Below are 17,620 nucleotides of genomic sequence, written 5' to 3' on the forward strand. Positions count from 1 at the left end.
GTGTGACCCTGAGCACGACCTCCATCCCTCAGCTGTACTTCCCCATGCACGGCGACGACGGCTACCGGGTGGAGCACTACGACCTGACCCTCGACTACCGGGTGACCCCCAACCGCCTGGGCGGGGTGGCCCGGATCTCCGCGGTCGCGCTGCGGTCGCTCACCCGGGTCGCCTTCGACCTCGGCGCCCTCAGGGTGAGCGGCGTGCTGATCGACGGCGCGCCGGTGCGCTTCACCCACCGCGGCGGCAAGCTGCACCTGTCGCCGCCGGGGCTGCGGCCCGGCCGCTTCACCGTCGAGATCCGCTACTCGGGCACCCCCCAGCCGGTGACCAGCCACTGGGGCGGGCTCGGCTGGGAGCAGCTCACCGACGGCGTGATCGTGGCCAGCCAGCCGATCGGGGCGCCCTCGTGGTTCCCGTGCAACGACCGGCCCGACGACAAGGCCACCTACCGGATCTCGGTCACCACCGCCTCCGCCTACCACGTGGTCGCCAACGGGGAGCTGGTCTCCAGGCGGCGGGCGGCCTCGACGACCACGTGGGTGTACGAGCAGGCCGAGCCGATGGCCTCCTACCTGGCGAGCGTGCAGATCGGCCGCTACCAGCAGGCCGAGCCGAGCCCGGGGATGCGGCTGGTGTTCCCCGCCAGGTTCGCCTCGCGGGTGCGCCACGACTTCGAGCGCCAGGGCCGGATGATGGAGGTCTTCCGCGAGCGGTTCGGCCCCTACCCGTTCGGCTCCTACACGGCGGTGGTCGTGGACGACGAGCTGGAGATCCCGGTCGAGGCGCAGGGCATGTCGATCTTCGGGGTGAACCACGTGGACGGCAGGCGGGGCGAGGAGCGCCTGGTCGCCCACGAGCTGGCCCATCAGTGGTTCGGCAACAGCCTGACGGTGGCCGACTGGAGCGGCATCTGGCTGCACGAGGGGTTCGCCTCGTACGCGGAGTGGATCTGGTCGGAGAGCTCCGGCGGCCTGTCATCCGATGACCACGCGCAGCGCTGGCACCGCCGCCTCTCCGCGCTCCCCCAGGACTTCGTGCTCGCCGACCCGGGCCCGCGGCGGCTGTTCGACGACCGGATCTACAGGCGCGGCGCGCTCACCCTGCACGCGCTCCGCCGCACCGTCGGTGACGAGTCCTTCTTCGCGCTGCTCAGGGAGTGGACGGCCGGGCACCGCCACGGGACCGTCACCACCGGCGCGTTCACCGCGCTGGCCGCGAGCCGCACCACGCGGCCGCTGGACGAGCTGTTCGCCGGCTGGCTGCGGGACCGCCGCCTGCCCGCCCTCCCCTGACCTTCACACATCCGATGACTGCTATAACGGTCTACAACTTCGTGGAGGTACGGCATGCGCGTCGCGTTGCACACCCGGGTCAAGCCGGGCAGGGAGTCGGAGTACGACCAGGCGCACCGGGAGGTGCCCGCCGAGCTGACCGAGGCCATCAGGAGGGGCGGCGCGCACGAGTGGACGATCTGGCGCAGCGGCCAGGACCTGTTCCACGTGATCGACTGTGACGACTACGAGGCGCTGCTGTCGTCGCTGGCGGACCTGCCGGTGAACATCACCTGGCAGGCCAGGATGGCCGAGCTGCTGGAGGTCGTGCACGACTACTCCGGGGAGGGCGCGGGAAAGGGCCTCCCCGCGGTGTGGCGGCTGCCCTGAGGCCTTTCCGCGAAGCCCGAGGCCTCCTCTCCGGGGACCGGAACCGCCCCGGGAACCCGGGGACCCGCCGAAAATTCCCGTGAAGACCTGAGGCCTGCCCGGGAGGCCTCAGGTCTGCCCGGGACGCCTGAGGCCTGTCCGGGAAGGAGATCACACCGGCTCGGTCACGAGACAGAAACCCAGCTGGTTGTACAGCTCCAGCTGATCGTAGTAATCCCGGTGAGTGACGACCTTGTCGTCCTCGATCGTGCACAGGCCACAACCCCGAAATATGATCTTGCGGCCGGTTCCCTCCGCCACGTGACCGTCGGGCATGAGGAAGGGCCCCATATGAGTGCCCATGAACGTCCACTCGGTGACGGCGGGGTCGCTGCAGTGCACCTTGTACCAGGGCGTGACATGCATGTCCGGGAAACCGGTCAACAGATGCTGGTAGTACCAGAAGATCTGTTCACGGCCTTCGGCGATGCCTACCGGCGTGACGAAGACGGCGTCCTCGGTGTAGAACTCCATCAGTTTGTCAATGTCATGCTCGTTAAGCGCGTCGAACAGCCTGTCTTTGACATCGCGAGCATCGGGCATGCCATACCTCCCTGACCGTCAGGACCACGGTATAACCGATTTTTTGGCAGTGGAAGGGAGACGGCGGCATCCGCCAGGAAACCAGAACATCCGCTCTGAGAAGCGACGACGTGGAGAACTTCGGAGAATCGCGGCGGAGCACGATACGCCTGACGCCCGAAGTCCTTCAAGGCGCGGTCACCCCCGAATCGGCAAAAACCCGCCCGCCGAACCTGCGGTGAATTTCCAGAGGATCTCCCATCGGCCACACCGGACGGGCGGCCGCGACGGTCTTTCAATAATTCACCAACAATGATCATCTGATGATGTTTTGACGATGATGGCCGGCCGGTGACCCGGACCGCGTCGGCGGTACGGAACTTGAACAGATATCTTCCCCCGCCTCTCCCCCGTGCCCGGCATTGATGACAACCTGAAAAGACCGGGTTTCTCACCGCGGCCGGGTTTCTCACCGCACGTTTCTCACCGCGCGCCGGGCACGGTCGCGGCGGACCGTCCGCCGGAAAGGCCCGGGCGGCCGGCAACGGCCCCGGCGGGTCTCCACGGCTCTCCACCGGCCCTCAGCGCACGGTGGGATCTCCCTCCCCGGTCGCGCCGGACGGCGGCGGGCCACGGAGCGCGAAACCACCACCACGCACCTCAGAGCGGGGGAAACCGAGGAAGAAAAGGCTCGACCATGGCACCGGAGGGACGCGAGCACTTCGACAACCGTGACAACGGCCGGACCTAGGTCGTCCTGCCCCGGCGGAACGCACCGGTTCATGAGGCGGAACGCACCGGCTCACGAGACGGGACCTGGGGCGACCACCCAACGGAGGCGAAATGAGCGGAAAGAACGATTGCACGACCAACCGGCTCGCCCGCGCGCTGGGCTGGGCCGGCCTGGGGCTGGGGCTGGGATACGCGGCGGTACGGATGAACCGGCACCGCTCGGATCGAGGGCCCGAGGGCCCGATGGGCCTGCGCGCGGCCATCACGATCAACCGTCCCCGCCCGGAGGTGTACCGGTACTGGCACGACTTCGAGAACCTTCCCCGCTTCATGACGCACCTGGACTCGGTTGAGACGACCGGCGACGGGCACTCGCACTGGAAGGCGAGGGGGCCCCTGAAGCCCGTCGAGTGGGACGCGGAGATCGTCGAGGACAGGTCCGACGAGCTGATCGCCTGGCGGTCCATGCCGGGCGCCCTGGTCGGCAACAGCGGTTCCGTGCGCTTCTCCGACGCCCCCGGCGGGCGTGGCACGGAGGTGCGGGTGAACCTCGCGTACGACCCGCCGGGCGGCAGGGCCGGCCTGGCCTTCGCCAGAATGCTGGGCGAGCATCCCGAGCAGCAGGTGCGCGACGACCTGCGCCGGTTCAAGCAGGTCATGGAGACCGGTGAGGTGGTCCGCTCGGAAGGCAGCCCGGAGGGCACCCGCGCGCTGCGGCAGGCCATGCAGCGTCCCGCCCAGCCCGTACCGCTGTGAAGCCGTGACGTGAGGAGAATTCCATGAAGGCCACCTGCTGGATGGGCCGCAACACCGTCGAGGTCCGGGAGGTTCCCGACCCCAGGATCCTGAATTCCCGCGACGCCGTCGTCCGCGTCACCTCGACCGCGATCTGCGGCTCCGACCTGCACCTCTACGACGGCTACGTCCCGACCATGAAGAAGGGTGACATCCTCGGCCACGAGTTCATGGGCGAGGTGGTGGAGGTGGGCCCGAAGGTGTCGACCCTGAAGGTCGGCGACCGGGTGGTCGTGCCCTTCCCGATAGCCTGCGGCAACTGCACCTCCTGCGAGCACGGCATGTTCTCGGTGTGCGAGAACTCCAACCCCAACGCGGGCCTGGCCGAGAAGCTCATGGGCCACGCCCCCTCGGGCATCTTCGGCTACTCCCACATGCTCGGCGGCTACCCGGGGGGCCAGGCCCAGTACGCGCGCGTGCCCTTCGCCGACGTGGGGCCGATCAAGATCGAGGATGATCTACCGGACGAGAAGGTGCTGTTCCTGTCCGACATCCTGCCCACCGGCTGGATGGGCGCGGAGATGTGCGACATCAAGCCCGGCGACACGATCGCCGTGTGGGGGGCCGGCCCCGTCGGCCAGTTCGCGGTCGCCAGCGCCTACCTGATGGGCGCCGAACGGGTCATCTGCATCGACCGCTTCCCCTACCGGCTGGGGATCGCCGAGCGCGCGGGCGCGGAAACGCTCAACTACGAGGAGGTCGACGTCCTCGACGCGCTGCGGGACATGACCGCCGGCCGCGGCCCGGACGCGTGCATCGACGCCGTGGGGATGGAGGCCCACCACCCCACCCCCGCCATGTACGCCTACGACCGGGTCAAGCAGGCGGCCCGGCTGGAGACCGAACGGCCGTACGCCCTGCGCGAGGCGATCATGGCCTGCCGCAACGGCGGGATCGTGTCCGTGATCGGCGTCTACGGCGGCGTGCTCGACAAGTTCCCGATGGGCTCCCTGATGAACCGGTCGCTGACGCTCAGAAGCGGTCAGTGCCACGTCCAGCGATACCTGGAGCCCCTGCTGGACAAGATCCGCAAGGGCGACATCGATCCCAGCTTCGTCATCAGTCACCGCATGCGGCTCGAGGACGCCCCGCGCGGCTACGAGATGTTCAAGAACAAGCAGGACGACTGCAACAAGATCGTCCTGACCCCGTAGCCGACGCTCCGTGACCCCGGCCGACGGTCGGCCGGGGTCACGGAGCGGAACCGGCGGTGACGAGGGCGGCGGGAGCGGGTACGGGCGGACGGGAGCACGGCTCGCGGAGCGGCGCGGTCGCTATCGTGGGCGGGTGCCTCCCGTCCCCGGTGACCGTCCGCCCCGCGTCCGCCGCACCCGCCTGCTCGCCGTGCTCGCGGCGCTCGTGACCGTCGCCGCCGGGCTGACCGTCCGCGCGGTCACCGGCGGCTGGTTCGGCAAGTACGCGGGCGACGCCCTCTACACCGTGCTCGTCCACGCGCTGGTGGTGCTGGTGTGGCCCCGGGTCACCCCGGTGCGGGCCGCGATCGGCGCGCTGGCGTTCAGCTGGGCGGTCGAGCTGGCCCAGCTGACGCCCGTTCCCGCCGCGCTCTCCGAGGCGAGCGTCGTGGCCAGGCTGGTGCTCGGCAGCACATTCGGCGCGGCCGACCTCGTGGCGTACGCGGCCGGGGCGGTTCTCGCCGCGTCGGCCCACACCCTGGCCGGGCACCGTTCCCGGCAGCGGCGGGAACGGGCGGCCGCGGCGCCCTGAGCATCGCCGGGCGGATCGTATGATTTTCGAATCATGCCTGAAGGACACACCATCCATCGCCTGGCCCGGGAGCATCGGCGGGCGTTCGGCGGGCGGGCCGTGCACGCGGAGAGCCCGCAGGGGCGGTTCGCCGCCGGGGCCCTGCGGATCGACGGCCGGGTGCTCACCGAGGCCGACGCCCACGGCAAGCACCTGCTGCTGGGCTTCGACGACGAGCGGTGGCTCCACGTCCACCTCGGCATCTACGGCAAGTACGCCTTCGGCCAGGCCCCCGTGCCCGCCCCGACGGGGCTGGTGCGCCTGCGGCTGAGCAACGCGGGCGAGTACGCCGACCTGCGCGGTCCCAACACCTGCGAGCTGCTCGACCCGGCGGGGAAGGCGGCGCTGCACGCCAGGCTCGGGCCCGACCCGCTACGGGCGGACGCCGATCCCGAGGTCGCCTGGCGGCGGATCGGCCGCAGCCGCGCCTCGGTCGGGGTCCTGCTGATGGACCAGTCGGTCGTCGCGGGCGTGGGCAACATCTACCGGGCCGAGGCGCTGTTCCGCCAGGGGATCGACCCGTCACGGCCCGGCCGCGACCTCACCCACGGGCAGTGGGAGGCGATCTGGGCGGATCTGGTGCTCCTGATGGCCGAGGGCGTCCGGGTCGGCCACATCGACACGGTCAGGCCCGAGCACACGCCGGAGGCGATGGGCCGCCCGCCCCGCGTCGACGGACACGGCGGCGAGGTATACGTCTACCGACGCTCCAGCATGCCCTGCTTCCTGTGCGGCACCGAGATCCGCACGGAGGTTCTCGCCGGGCGCAACCTCTTCTGGTGCCCGGTCTGCCAGGTCGGCTGATCTCCGCCCGGGCCGGGAAAGGCGCCGGCGGGCCGCTCAGGACCACGGGCGCCGCCGGAGATCGGAGCGAGACGAGATTCCCGACATCGGGGAGGTGTCACCGGTGCCGGGGAGTGCCTCACATCAGCGTCCGGGCCGTCCAGAGTTCGGGGAAGATCTCCCGCCGCATGCTCCGCTCGAGCCAGCTCAGGCCGCTCGACCCGCCCGAACCCGGCTTGGCGCCCATCGAGCGCCGTACCGCCATCAGGTGCCGGTAGCGCCAGTCGGAGAACTGCTCGGCCAGGTCGGTCAGCGCCTCGGCCAGCGGCGCGAACGGGCCGCCGTAGACCTCGACCCAGACCGCCTCGACCTCGGGGTCGGGCCCGTACTCGGCGGCCGGGTCGCGATCGAGCACCGAGCGGGGAACCGCGTGGCCCGCGCGGGCGAGGAAGGCCAGGACCGAGTCGTAGAGGCTCGGCCGGTGCAGCGCCTCCACGAGTTCCTCGTACGCCTCGGGGTTGCGGCGGTGCGGCCGGATGAGCGCCTCGGACTTGTTGCCGAGCAGGAACTCCACGTGGCGGTAGAAGGCCGACTGGAAGCCGGAACCCTCACCGAGGGCGTCGCGGAAGGAGTTGAACTGCGCGGGGGTCAGCCAGCTCAGCGCGGCCCAGGCGGCGTTGAGCGCCTCGAAGTGCCGTACGGTACGCCTGATCGTCAGGGTCGCGGCGGTGACGTCGTCCGCGTCGAGCTGCCGCTGGGCGAGGCGCCACTCGGTGCGGAGCAGCCCGAAATAGAGCTCCATCACCTGGGTGGTGACCAGGAACGGCAGTTCCTCGGGGACGTCGGTGACGGTGCGCTGGAGCCTGTGCAGGGTGGCGGTGCCCACGTAGTCGTCGTAGGGCGTCCCGGTTTCGAAGCCCAGCGTCGGCAGCCCTTCGTTGGCTTCGGCGCGCGCCTTACGGTCCTGCTCCGTGAGCTGCTTGATGCCGGTCATCACTCCTCCTTCGTCGGTCTATCTCCATGGTGGTCTGTATCGGTCTGTACGGAAATAATGGAAGAAAGGCGATTATTGGATCGGGCCTTCGGAACGGAAGGCATCGAGCGGATCAAGTTACGACGTGACGGAGCGTGACCGTGGACGCGATGGACTGGGCGTTGCTGGCCGAGCTGCAGGGCGATGCGCGGCTGTCGTACAGCGAGCTCTCGCGCCGGGTGCACCTGTCGGCTCCGGCGGTGGCGGAGCGGGTGCGGCGGCTGGAGGAGACCGGGGTGATCACCGGCTACCACGCCCGGGTCGACGCGGCGCTGGCCGGACGCGGGGTGGCCGCCCTGATCAGGATGTCGTGTTACGGGCCCCGCTGCGTGCTCCGCGACGAGCAGGCGCTGGCCTGGCCGGAGATCCTGGAGGTCCACCGGGTGACCGGCGACGCGTGCTGCCTGCTCCGGGTGGCCGCCGCCTCGATGACGGCCTTCGAGGAGATGATCGACCGGCTCGCTCCGTACGGTCACCCGTCGAGCATGATGGTGCTGTCCAGCCCCGTGCCCTGGCGCCCGCTGTCCCCCACCTGAGAGACCTTCCGAGAGGCCTCGGCCCGGGCTTCCGAGAGGGCCTTCACCCGGCGAGCCCGTCACCACCGCCGGAGGACCCGCAGACGGAGGACCCGCAGACGGATGAGGGAGGAGGCGGGTCAGGAGGGCCTGCGGTGCTCGGCGACCGCCCCGGCGGTGGCCCGCCAGATCGGTGACGCGGGATCGATGACGTCGAAATGATCGCCCGACATCTCGAGATACGTCACCTGGTCGCCCGCCTCCTGGGCGGCTCGCGCGTAGCGGCGGCCGAAGTCGACCAGGTCCAGGTCGTCCCCGCCGCCCTGCACGATGAGCTGGGGCACCCCGAGGGGAAGCCGTTCCAGCGGCCCCGAACGCCGGTAGGCCGCGGGCGCCTCGGCGGCGGATCCGCCGAGCGCGACGGCGACCGCGCCGGAACTCATGTGCCTGCGGTCCCCCTCCGCCAGGTCGAGCACCCCCGCCAGCGAGACGGCCAGGGTGATGCGGTGGTCGTCGGCGGCGGCGCGGAGGGCGAGCTGCCCGCCCGCCGAGTGGCCGATCACCACGAGCGGCCCCCGGGCGCTCTCCGCCGCGAGGGCGACACCCCGGGCGACGTCCCCGGTGGTCGCGTCCCAGCCGTGCAGGTCGGGGCGGCGGTACTCGAGGTTCCAGGCGGCGAACCCGCGCTCGGCGAGGTCGACGGCGAGCGCGTCCATCAGGTCCGCCCCCCAGATGGACCGCCAGAACCCGCCGTGCAGCAGCACCACGGTGGGCGTCCGCTCCCCGGCCTCGCGCGCCGCCGTGGGCGCCTGCCCGCCGTTCTCGTACGGCGGCGTTCCTGCGGGTGTCCCACGCGGTGGAACCGTGGCGGGCGCCTGACCGGTGACCCCGTACGGGAGGCGCACCTCCGCCCACTGGTCGGGATGGTCGCCGTAGGCGACCCGGTGCGCGGGCCTGCGCATGCGGTGCACGGCGTGCCTGATCGCCCAGGTCAGACCCCAGATCCCGCGCCCGTGTATGTGGGTCCCCGTCGTGCCTCTCGCGCCGCCGTGGCCCACCCCGTCCGCGCCGCTCATGTCGCTCGCGCCGCCGTGGCCCCCGCCGCCCGCCCCGCTCATGTCGCTCGCGCCACTGTGACCCCCGCCGCCCGCGCCCGCCGGGCCACCCGCGGACCCCGCACCGCCCGGAGACCCCGCGCCCCCCGCGGACCTCGCGCCGTCCGCGGCGGCGCGAAGCGGGGCGTCGGCCTTCGTCAGGTCGAGCCAGACCGCGTCGGGACGGTCGGCGAACAGGCCGCGGACCTCCGGATCCGGGCCGGGCAGGACGACCAGGACGTCCGGTGACTCCAGCCCCGCCCGGAAGCCGGGCAGGTCCGAGGCCGCCGACACCGTCCCGCTGACGCCGAGAGCCGCGAACTCGCGATCGGCCACCTCGGTGAGCAGGCGAAGGTCCGCGACCAGCCCGGGACCGGTGAGCACCAGCACATGCGGATTCGGAGGAAACATCCGGTTATTCTGCCCCATTACTTCGCGTTTACGGCTCGGGGATATATGCCTGTATCAGCAGTTTCTCGGCGTCGTCCAGGTAGCTCTCCAGGGCCCGCTCGGCCTCGTCCGCGCGTCCGGTCTCCATGAGCTCGACCAGCTCCAGGTTGCGGGCCACGAAAGGCTCGTGGAAGGCGCGGGGGTTCTTCATGACGTGGAAGACCAGGCGGAGCTCTGCCAGCAGCTGGCGCATCGCCTCGTCCAGGCGGGGACTGCCGTTCAGGGCGGCGAGGCTCTGGTGGAAGCGGATGTTGGCCGTGCCGACGTCCTGCCAGCGTCCCTCGCCGGCGGCGCGGGACGCCTCGGCGACGGCCTCCTTGATGGCGGCCAGGGCCTCCCGGGGGGCGCGCGCGCCGTTCCGCACCGCGGCACCCTCGATCACCCGGCGCACCCGGTAGAGGTCGGCCACGTCCTCGGCCGACAGCACGCGCACGAACACCCCCCGGTTGAGCCGATGCTCCAGCAGACGTTCGTGGCCGAGCAGCCGGAACGCCTCGCGCAGGGTGTTGCGCGAGACCTCCAGCGCCGCGCCGATGCTCTCCTCCGACAGGCGCTGACCTGGGACGAAGAGCCCTTCGGCGATCCGGTCCCTGAGGATGTCGGCGACCACCTCGGCCGCGCTGCTGCGTCCGAGGCGGCCGCGGTCGCGCTGTAGCGCCGCGGTGACGTTTTCCACGGTTCCAAGAAATCATCAAACAAACCTATTGTCGAATTGTTCAACGATTCTTATGTTGATAGGGACTCACCACGAAGCTAGTCCACGGGACACCCCCACAAGAAGCTAAGGAGCGCACGCGATGGCAAGCTCCCAGACCAGGCGGGTCATTGTGGCCGGACTGGTCGGCACCTCCCTGGAGTGGTACGACTTCTTCCTCTACGGCTCGGCCGCGGCGCTGGTCTTCAACAAGCTCTTCTTCCCCACCTTCGAGCCGCTGACCGGGACGCTGCTGGCGTTCCTCACCTACGCGATCGGGTTCGTCGCGCGGCCGCTCGGCGGGATCGTGTTCGGCCACTTCGGCGACCGGGTCGGCCGCAAGAACGTGCTGGTGGTGACGCTGCTGCTGATGGGCGTCGCCACCTTCCTGATCGGCCTGCTGCCCGGCTACGCCGCCATCGGCGTGGCCGCCCCGTTGCTGCTCGTCACCCTGCGCTTCGTGCAGGGGCTCGGCCTGGGCGGCGAGTGGGGCGGGGCCGTGCTGATGTCCATCGAGCACGGCGATCCCCGGCGGCGCGGCTTCAACGCGAGCTGGCCGCAGGTCGGGGTGCCCGCGGGAAACCTGCTGGCGGCGGGCGTGCTCGGGATCATGTCCGCGGCACTTCCCGAGGAGGCGTTCCTGTCGTGGGGCTGGCGGGTACCGTTCCTGCTGTCGGGCGCGCTGGTGGTCGTGGGCCTGTGGATCCGCCTGCGGATCGTGGAGTCACCGCTGTTCGCCCAGGTCGAACAGGCGGGCGCGAAGGCCCGGATGCCGCTGGTGGAGGTGCTGCGCACGCACCCGCGCGCGCTGATCTCCGCGGGCTTCGCGCGCATCGGCGTGGACGTCGCCTTCTACATCTTCGTGACCTACATCCTGGCCTACGTCACCGGCACCCTCGGGCTCGAACGCGGGGTCGCGCTGAACGCGGTGCTGATCGGCTCCGCCTTCCAGCTCTTCCTGATCCCGCTGTTCGGCGCGCTGTCGGACAGGATCGGCCGCCGGCCGGTCTACCTGGCGGGCGTGATCGGGGCCGCGGTCTGGGTGTTCGCCTTCTTCCCCCTGCTCGACACCGGATCCTTCCCGGTGATCGCGCTGGCCTCGATCGTGGCCCTGGCCTGCCACGCCGCGATGTACGGGCCCCAGGCGGCCTTCATCGCCGAGCTGTTCAGCACCCGCCTGCGCTACAGCGGCGCCTCGATGGGCTACCAGGTCGCCGGGATCTTCGGCGGCGCCCTCGCCCCGATCATCGCGCTGTCGCTGTTCGACCGGTTCGACAGCACCCTCGCCGTCTCGCTCTACGTGGTCGCCGCGCTGGCCGTCACCGCGGTGGGCCTGGCCATGGCCCCCGGGGCGCAGCACGACGACCTGCCCGCCCCTCTCGGCGGTAAGCCTGGGGACGTCCCCGCCGACGACCCCGGCCTCCCCGACGGCGACCCGGGAACGCGTACGGGGACCGCTTCCCGGGACGCCTGACCTCCCGGCCGCGGTCACCGGCCCTCCCCGGTGGCCGCGGTTCTTCCCCAAGTCGGAAATCTCCCGATTTTTGGATACTTCACCGAACTTACCGGCCCACCGGCTCGTCGAACCCGGTTGGAGCGCGTGAGGACCGGTTGGAGCGCGTGAGGAACTGTCAGAGCCCGCCACGGAGGGAAGCCGGTCGGGCCGGTGGCCGGGGACGGCCATCCCCGGCCACCGCCCTCCGGCGCCCGCCCAAAGGAGGATCGGCATGCCCATCGGAAAAAGCGTCGCCGCCGTGGTGTTCGCGGTCATCGCGGTGATCGTCCTGATCAGCGTCGGAGGCGGCTTCGCACGCACCGAACCGGGCCAGGTGGCCGTCGTCAGGGACGGCGGCCCGCTGGACGACTCCGGGATCCGGCAGGTCATCCCGCCGGACTCGGGGCTCACCTGGGTCGGCCTGTGGTCGTCGGTGCACTCCTACCCCGCCCAGCAGCGGATCTACACCATCACCACCGACGCCAAGCGGGCCAGCTCCAGCGGCGTGGACGAGGTGACCGTGCCGAGCTCCGACGGGGTGAACCTCGGCATCGAGGGCACGCTCTACTTCACGCTCAACCTCGACCAGGAGATGCTCAAGCGCTTCGACGACAGGTACGGCACCCGCACCTACCTGGGCCAGGACGGCGAGTCGCGCTCCGCCTGGGACGGGGACGAGGGATGGAACGCGTTCTTCATCCAGTCCGTGCGACCGGTGATCTACAACGCCCTGCGCAGCCAGATCGGCGCCGCCGAGTGCGCCGAGCTGCTCTCCTCCTGCTCGCTGGTGCAGACCACCTCGAACAAGAAGGCCCTGCCGGCCGTCATCGACAGCAACGCCTCCATCATCCGCGCCCAGAACGGCATCAACCAGATCCTGGAGCGCGACCTGGAGCAGCTGCTCGGCGGTCGTTTCTTCACCGGCCTGCGGTTCACGCTGGTCCGGGTGACGCTTCCGTCCGAGATCCAGGCCGCGGTGAACAAGACCCAGGTCGCCCAGGCGGGGATCGCCGAGGCGAAGGCGAAGGCGTCGCAGGCCGACGTCGAGGCCGAGGCGAAGATCAGGCAGGCCGAGGCGGACGCGAAGGCGTCGGTCGCGCTGGCCAAGGGCGAGGCCGAGGCGAACAAGCAGCTCCAGGAGAGCTACCGCAAGTGCCGTGCCTGCGTCGAGATCGACAAGCTGAACGCCCTCCCCGAGGGCATCACCGTCTACGCTCCGGGCAACTCCGACATCGTCGTCCCGGCGAAGTGAGCCCGGCCCCTCCACGCGGCCTTCCCCGGACCTCGGGCCCCCGGGACGACCTGTTCGTCCCGGCGGGGCGAACCCGGCCCCCGCACGCGAGGCCGGGTTCGCCTGAGTCCGGGCACAGGCGTCGCCAGACCTGGGCACGCACGAAGCCGTGCATATAAGATCACCAAAATGATGGTATGTCCGCTTACCGGAAAGATCTCTAGCCCTGGGACCTCCGAGACGTTAGCGTCTGCGCATGCGCCACGTTGAGATCTCGGGCAAGCGACTCCGGCTCAGGGAGATCACCATCGACGACGTGGACGCCCTGCACGCCGTGTACGGCGACCCGGCGGCCACCGAGCACCTGCCGTTCGACCCCCGCACCCGCGAGGAGGTCGAAGAGACGATCATCGAGGCGATCAAGGCCTCGGAGGTCGAGCCCCGGCGTCTCTACGTGCTGGCGGTGACCGACCTCGACGACGGCGAGGCCTTCGGCGTCGCCCGGCTGCACATCGAGGCCGACCACCCGCACAGCGCCGAGATCGGCCTCGGGCTCCGTCCCGACCACTGGGGCCGGGGCATCGGCACCGACCTGATCCGGCTGATCCTGACGTTCGGCTTCCGCGACCTGCGCCTGCACCGCATCTGGGGCGCCCGCTCCCCCGCCAACACCGCCGCCCAGCTGGCGATGCTGGTCGCCGGGATGGTCGAGGAGGGCAGGATCAGGCACCACGTACGGGCCCGCGGAGCCTGGCGCGACTCCATCGTGCACTCGGCGCTGGAGGACGAGTGGGAGGGCCACCGTGACGTCTGACCCGAGGCGTCCCCCCGCCGCCGGACCGGCCGCGCACCGGCCACGAGCCAGACGCGCACCGCCCGCGAACCGGCCGCGAACCGGTCGCGAGCCGGCCACGAGCCAGACGTGAACCGGCCGCGTACGGGTCGTGAGCCGGCCGCGTACGCGGGAGAACCCACCCCCGAGCCTCGCCTTTTCAGAATGTTGTGACGGGAATGCTGCCGTTTCCGGTCACGGGAAGTGTCAAATGGCCCTAGAGTCCGCGCATGTGAGCGAAAGTCCCATCCTCCCCGTACGAGGGCGCCCGGTGCGACCCTCCGGAAGGCACCGCAGGCCGGTGCCCTCCCAGCTCCCGCCCGAGGCACCAGCGCTGGTGCTGGCCGCGCTCGGCGACGCCTCCGGCACCGCCGCGGAGCTCGCGGCCCTCATACGGGGGGACAACCCACAGATCCAGGTCCGCCTGGCCGCGCTCGGCGAGGACGGCAAGGAGCTGACCTCCGAGCTGGAAGCGGCGGCCAGGGAACGGCCGCAGGAGGCCACGGCCGCCATCGTGGTGCCGCTGCTGACCGGTCCGCACCCGGTCGCGGACCGGCTGATCGCCGAGGCCGTCGCCGCCGGCAAGGTCCCGGTGACGGTCACCGACCCCCTGGGGCCGCATCCGCTGCTCGCCGAGGCCCTGCACATCCGCCTGTCGGAGAGAAGCCTGGCGCGGGCCGACCGGATGCGGCTGCTCAACGTCTCCAGCCCGGTCGACGCGGTCATCCTCGCCACCGTCGGCGGCGAGAACGCGGCGGTGGAGGCTCAGCCGACGGCGGTGTTGCTGGCCTCGCGGCTGACCCTGCCCGTCCTGGTCGCCTCCCTCGACAGCGCGCCCGCCGTGGCCGACGCGGCCGGGCGGCTGCGCGACATCGGCGCCCAGCGCATCGCCCTGTCGCCCTGTGTCCTGGGCCCGGAGGCGGCCCCCGGGCTCGCGGACGCGGCGGCCGAGGAGATCGGGGCCGAGTGCGCCGGCGTCCTCGGGGCGCACGACCTGATCGCGGACCTGGCCGCCCGCGCCTACGGAAGCGTCCTGTCGGCCGATTGAGCGAATCGGTGTGATCTGTCTCCTCTGACGGGTAATGACCCGCGTAGCTGTCAGAGGAGATAGATCATGCTGTTCGGAAAAGAGCACGTCGACCGATACATAGCGACCGACGGAGCCGAGGGGCACGAGTGGCAGGGCACCACCGCCCTGCTGCTCACCACCATCGGCCGCAAGTCCGGCGAGCCGCGGACCACCCCGCTCATCTACCAGCGCCACGGCGACGACCTCCTCGTCGTGGCCTCCAAGGGTGGCTCCGACGAGCCGCCGCTGTGGTACCTCAACCTCCAGGAGAACCCCGAGGTCGAGGTGCAGGTGCTGGGTGACCGGTTCAGGGCCAGGGCCCGCACCGCCACACCCGGGGAGAAGCCGGAGATGTGGTCGATCATGACCGCGGCCTGGCCCGCCTACGACGAGTACACCAAGAAGACCGAGCGGGAGATCCCCGTGGTCGTGCTGGAGCGTCTCACGTCGTGATCGGCGCCACGCCGGCCGGCGGGACCCCGACATGGCCGGGAACCGGCGCGGCCGGGCCCGGCGGGCGGTGAGGACCGGTCAGGGCTCCAGCCAGACGTAGCCCGCGAACCGGCCGGTCGTCCCCTCCCTGCGATGGGAGAACAGGTCGGCGCTCTCGATGGTGCAGCGGGTGTCGTGGGTGATCTCCCCGACACCCGCCTTGCCCAGCTGCGAGGTGATCGCGGCCCGCAGGTCGAGGGCCGGGGTGTCCTGGCGGGTGATCGACCAGGCCTCGGGAAGCATCACCGCGACCTCGTCACGCATCTCGGCGGGGACCTCGTAGCAGGTGCCGCAGGCCATCGGCCCGATCAGGGCGGTCATCCTCGCCGGGTCCGCGCCGCGCCCGGCCATTTCCTCGACCAGGGCCGTGACCACGCCGGACATGGTGCCGACCCGCCCCGAGTGCGCGGCGCCGACCAGTCCGGCCTCCGGCTCGGCCAGCAGGACCGGCGCGCAGTCGGCGCAGAGCGCCGCCAGGCCGAGACCGGGCACGTCGGTGCAGACCCCGTCCAGCGGCGGCGGGTCGTCGCCGAACGGCTCCCTGACGTACCGGACGTCGGCGCTGTGGACCTGCCGCATGAACACGACCCGCTCCAGGCCGAACTCGGCGGCCGTCCTGGCCCTGTTCGCCGCGACCGCGTCCGGCTCGTCGCCGCACATGCCTCCGAGGTTGCGGCTGCCGTACGGATCGGCGCTGACACCACCGTGACGATCGGTGATCCTCATCTGAAAGTTCACGGGCCGACCTTACCCGCCCAGGAACCCGGTCCCCCGGACGTTCGTTTCACAAGGACACAGAACCCCATAGAGATTGCGAGCGTCATGGCGCAGGTTGTGTACGACCGCAAGGAGCAGTACCAGCAGATCGAGAGCGGTCTGATGCCCGGCGAGCAGATCATCGCCGTCTACGACGCCATCGGCACGGGCACCGGCTTCCTGGGACTCACCGACAGGCGCGTGATCGTGCAGGACAAGTCGTTCGTCGGCAAGAGGGTCGCCATCACGAGCATCCCCTACGGCAAGGTCTCGGCGGTGAGCGTGGTGAGCAACAAGTCGATCGCGGGCTCGTTCTTCTCCTCGGGCGCCATCGCCATCCACGTGGGCACCCACACGTACGAGGTGGAGTTCCGGGGCGACAACAAGGCGCACCACGTGCACAACGTGATCCTGCACTTCATCACCGCCTAGGAACCTCCTCGCGCAAGCGGGGACCGTCACCCCGCGGAGATCGGCGCCTCCCCTGCGGCGACCCGCCGGTAGAGCTCCATCGTCCGCTCGGCGATGCGCTCCCAGGAGAAGTGCTCCACCGCGCGGACCCGCCCGGCCTCGCCCATCCGGGTCGCGAGGGCGGGGTCGGCCAGCAGCCGGTTGACCCGCTCGGCGAGGTCGGCGGCGAAGGCGTCGGGGTCGTGCGGGGTGCCGTCGGCGGCCTGGTCGATCGGGACCAGCAGGCCGGTCGAGCCGTCGGCCACGACCTCGGGGATGCCGCCGGTGGCGGTGGCCACGACGGCGGTCTCGCAGGCCATGGCCTCCAGGTTCACGATGCCCATCGGCTCGTAGACGGAGGGGCAGACGAAGACGGTCGCGTGGGTGAGGATCTGGATCACCTCGGGGCGGGGAAGCATCTCCGAGATCCAGACGACGCCCTCGCGGTCGAGCCCGCGCACGAGCGCGGTCACCTCGGCGGCGATCTCGGGCGTGTCGGGCGCGCCCGCGCAGAGCACCAGCTGGGCGTCGGGGTGGAAGTCGCGCGCCGCGTGCAGCAGGTGGACGAGGCCCTTCTGCCGGGTGATGCGGCCCACGAAGACGACGTACGGCCTGCTCGGGTCGATGCCGTGCCGCTCCAGCACGTCGGTGCCCCGGTCGGGGGCGTACTCGCCGGTGTCGATCCCGTTGTGGATCACGGTGACCCTCTCCGGCGAGATCTCCGGATAGCTCGCCAGCACGTCGCGGCGCATCCCCTCGGAGACCGCGATGATCGCGTCGGCGGTGGCCAGCGCGCCGCGCTCGGCCCACGATGACAGCGTGTAACCGCCGCCCAGCTGCTCGGCCTTCCACGGCCGCAGCGGCTCCAGGCTGTGGGTGGTCACCACGTGGGGCGTCCCGTACAGCATCTTGGCGACGTGGCCGGCGAAGTTGGCGTACCAGGTGTGGCTGTGGACCAGGTCGGCGCCCTCGCACCCGGCGGCCATCTCCAGGTCGACGCCGAGCACCTGGAGCGCGGCGTTGGCCGTCTCCAGGCCGCCGGGCACCCGGTAGGCCGCGACGCCCTCCTCCGGTCGTGACGCTCCGAAGCAGCGGACCCGGGTGTCGGCGAGCCTGCGCAGCTCCCGGGCGAGGTATTCGACGTGAACTCCCGCCCCTCCGTACACGTCGGGGGGATATTCACGGGTCAGCAGATCCACTCGCATACGAT

At 70.9% G+C, this 17,620-nt stretch carries 19 protein-coding genes; 13 read left to right on the forward strand and 6 right to left on the reverse strand.

The window, feature by feature from the left end; genetic code table 11:
• Window positions 1-2 precede the first annotated feature (2 nt).
• Together AB0G15_RS23410 and AB0G15_RS23415 are read left to right on the forward strand one after the other, a co-directional pair.
• The gene (locus AB0G15_RS23410) at window positions 3-1,295 is read left to right on the forward strand and encodes a M1 family metallopeptidase (protein ID WP_362843305.1); all 1,293 of its coding nucleotides are present in this window, start codon (window positions 3-5) and stop codon (window positions 1,293-1,295) included.
• A 54-nt stretch (window positions 1,296-1,349) separates the two neighbouring features.
• Window positions 1,350-1,664, forward strand: a complete 315-nt coding sequence (locus tag AB0G15_RS23415) for an L-rhamnose mutarotase (protein ID WP_362843308.1) — start codon at window positions 1,350-1,352, stop codon at window positions 1,662-1,664.
• 150 nt (window positions 1,665-1,814) lie between these two features.
• Here AB0G15_RS23415 and AB0G15_RS23420 read toward each other — a convergent pair whose 3' ends face one another.
• The gene (locus AB0G15_RS23420; RefSeq protein ID WP_362843311.1) at window positions 1,815-2,246 is read right to left on the reverse strand and encodes an ester cyclase; all 432 of its coding nucleotides are present in this window, start codon (window positions 2,244-2,246) and stop codon (window positions 1,815-1,817) included.
• Window positions 2,247-3,068: 822 nt separating this feature from the next.
• Here AB0G15_RS23420 and AB0G15_RS23425 point away from each other — a divergent pair.
• The 4 genes from AB0G15_RS23425 (at window position 3,069) to AB0G15_RS23440 (ending at window position 6,320) form a co-directional block, all read left to right on the forward strand.
• Entirely contained in the window at window positions 3,069-3,713 is a 645-nt protein-coding gene (locus AB0G15_RS23425; protein WP_362843314.1) for an SRPBCC family protein, read from the forward strand.
• A gap of 23 nt (window positions 3,714-3,736) precedes the next feature.
• On the forward strand, window positions 3,737-4,906 hold the full coding sequence (locus AB0G15_RS23430) for a zinc-dependent alcohol dehydrogenase (protein ID WP_362843317.1): 1,170 nt from the start codon (window positions 3,737-3,739) through the stop codon (window positions 4,904-4,906).
• A gap of 133 nt (window positions 4,907-5,039) precedes the next feature.
• Window positions 5,040-5,477, forward strand: a complete 438-nt coding sequence (locus AB0G15_RS23435; RefSeq protein WP_362843320.1) for a DUF2809 domain-containing protein — start codon at window positions 5,040-5,042, stop codon at window positions 5,475-5,477.
• A gap of 33 nt (window positions 5,478-5,510) precedes the next feature.
• Window positions 5,511-6,320 (forward strand): DNA-formamidopyrimidine glycosylase family protein, encoded by an 810-nt coding sequence (locus AB0G15_RS23440; RefSeq protein WP_362843323.1) that lies wholly within the window; start codon window positions 5,511-5,513, stop codon window positions 6,318-6,320.
• A 118-nt stretch (window positions 6,321-6,438) separates the two neighbouring features.
• Here AB0G15_RS23440 and AB0G15_RS23445 read toward each other — a convergent pair whose 3' ends face one another.
• Window positions 6,439-7,293 (reverse strand): tryptophan 2,3-dioxygenase family protein, encoded by an 855-nt coding sequence (locus tag AB0G15_RS23445; RefSeq protein WP_362683596.1) that lies wholly within the window; start codon window positions 7,291-7,293, stop codon window positions 6,439-6,441.
• Window positions 7,294-7,442: 149 nt separating this feature from the next.
• Between AB0G15_RS23445 and AB0G15_RS23450 the strand changes: the two genes are divergently transcribed.
• Window positions 7,443-7,868: an Lrp/AsnC family transcriptional regulator gene (locus tag AB0G15_RS23450; protein WP_362684356.1), complete on the forward strand. Its 426-nt coding sequence runs from the start codon at window positions 7,443-7,445 to the stop codon at window positions 7,866-7,868.
• A 119-nt stretch (window positions 7,869-7,987) separates the two neighbouring features.
• Here AB0G15_RS23450 and AB0G15_RS23455 read toward each other — a convergent pair whose 3' ends face one another.
• Window positions 7,988-9,352, reverse strand: a complete 1,365-nt coding sequence (locus tag AB0G15_RS23455) for an alpha/beta hydrolase (protein ID WP_362843325.1) — start codon at window positions 9,350-9,352, stop codon at window positions 7,988-7,990.
• Window positions 9,353-9,380: 28 nt separating this feature from the next.
• Window positions 9,381-10,067, reverse strand: a complete 687-nt coding sequence (locus tag AB0G15_RS23460; RefSeq protein WP_362843328.1) for a GntR family transcriptional regulator — start codon at window positions 10,065-10,067, stop codon at window positions 9,381-9,383.
• Between the two features lie 121 nt (window positions 10,068-10,188).
• Between AB0G15_RS23460 and AB0G15_RS23465 the strand changes: the two genes are divergently transcribed.
• From AB0G15_RS23465 to AB0G15_RS23485, 5 genes are all read left to right on the forward strand, one after another.
• Window positions 10,189-11,559 carry an MFS transporter gene (locus tag AB0G15_RS23465; RefSeq protein ID WP_362843330.1) on the forward strand — a complete coding sequence of 457 codons (1,371 nt, stop codon included), beginning with the start codon at window positions 10,189-10,191 and terminating at the stop codon, window positions 11,557-11,559.
• 253 nt (window positions 11,560-11,812) lie between these two features.
• Complete coding sequence (locus AB0G15_RS23470; RefSeq protein ID WP_362843333.1) at window positions 11,813-12,832, forward strand: SPFH domain-containing protein; 1,020 nt, start codon at window positions 11,813-11,815, stop codon at window positions 12,830-12,832.
• Between the two features lie 235 nt (window positions 12,833-13,067).
• Window positions 13,068-13,625 (forward strand): GNAT family protein, encoded by a 558-nt coding sequence (locus AB0G15_RS23475; protein ID WP_362843335.1) that lies wholly within the window; start codon window positions 13,068-13,070, stop codon window positions 13,623-13,625.
• Between the two features lie 319 nt (window positions 13,626-13,944).
• Complete coding sequence (locus AB0G15_RS23480) at window positions 13,945-14,691, forward strand: CbiX/SirB N-terminal domain-containing protein (protein WP_362683614.1); 747 nt, start codon at window positions 13,945-13,947, stop codon at window positions 14,689-14,691.
• A 66-nt stretch (window positions 14,692-14,757) separates the two neighbouring features.
• The gene (locus AB0G15_RS23485) at window positions 14,758-15,165 is read left to right on the forward strand and encodes a nitroreductase family deazaflavin-dependent oxidoreductase (RefSeq protein ID WP_362843338.1); all 408 of its coding nucleotides are present in this window, start codon (window positions 14,758-14,760) and stop codon (window positions 15,163-15,165) included.
• A 78-nt stretch (window positions 15,166-15,243) separates the two neighbouring features.
• On the opposite strand, the gene pgeF is transcribed toward AB0G15_RS23485, so the two are convergent.
• Window positions 15,244-15,930: a peptidoglycan editing factor PgeF gene (gene pgeF / locus AB0G15_RS23490; RefSeq protein ID WP_362843411.1), complete on the reverse strand. Its 687-nt coding sequence runs from the start codon at window positions 15,928-15,930 to the stop codon at window positions 15,244-15,246.
• Window positions 15,931-16,026: 96 nt separating this feature from the next.
• Here pgeF and AB0G15_RS23495 point away from each other — a divergent pair, with 96 nt between their 5' ends.
• Complete coding sequence (locus tag AB0G15_RS23495; RefSeq protein ID WP_362683620.1) at window positions 16,027-16,392, forward strand: PH domain-containing protein; 366 nt, start codon at window positions 16,027-16,029, stop codon at window positions 16,390-16,392.
• 26 nt (window positions 16,393-16,418) lie between these two features.
• Here the strand turns inward: AB0G15_RS23495 and glgA are convergent, their stop codons facing one another.
• The gene (gene glgA / locus AB0G15_RS23500; protein WP_362843341.1) at window positions 16,419-17,615 is read right to left on the reverse strand and encodes a glycogen synthase; all 1,197 of its coding nucleotides are present in this window, start codon (window positions 17,613-17,615) and stop codon (window positions 16,419-16,421) included.
• Window positions 17,616-17,620: the final 5 nt, after the last annotated feature.

The organism is Streptosporangium sp. NPDC023825 (assembly GCF_040639575.1).
GTDB lineage: Bacteria > Actinomycetota > Actinomycetes > Streptosporangiales > Streptosporangiaceae > Streptosporangium.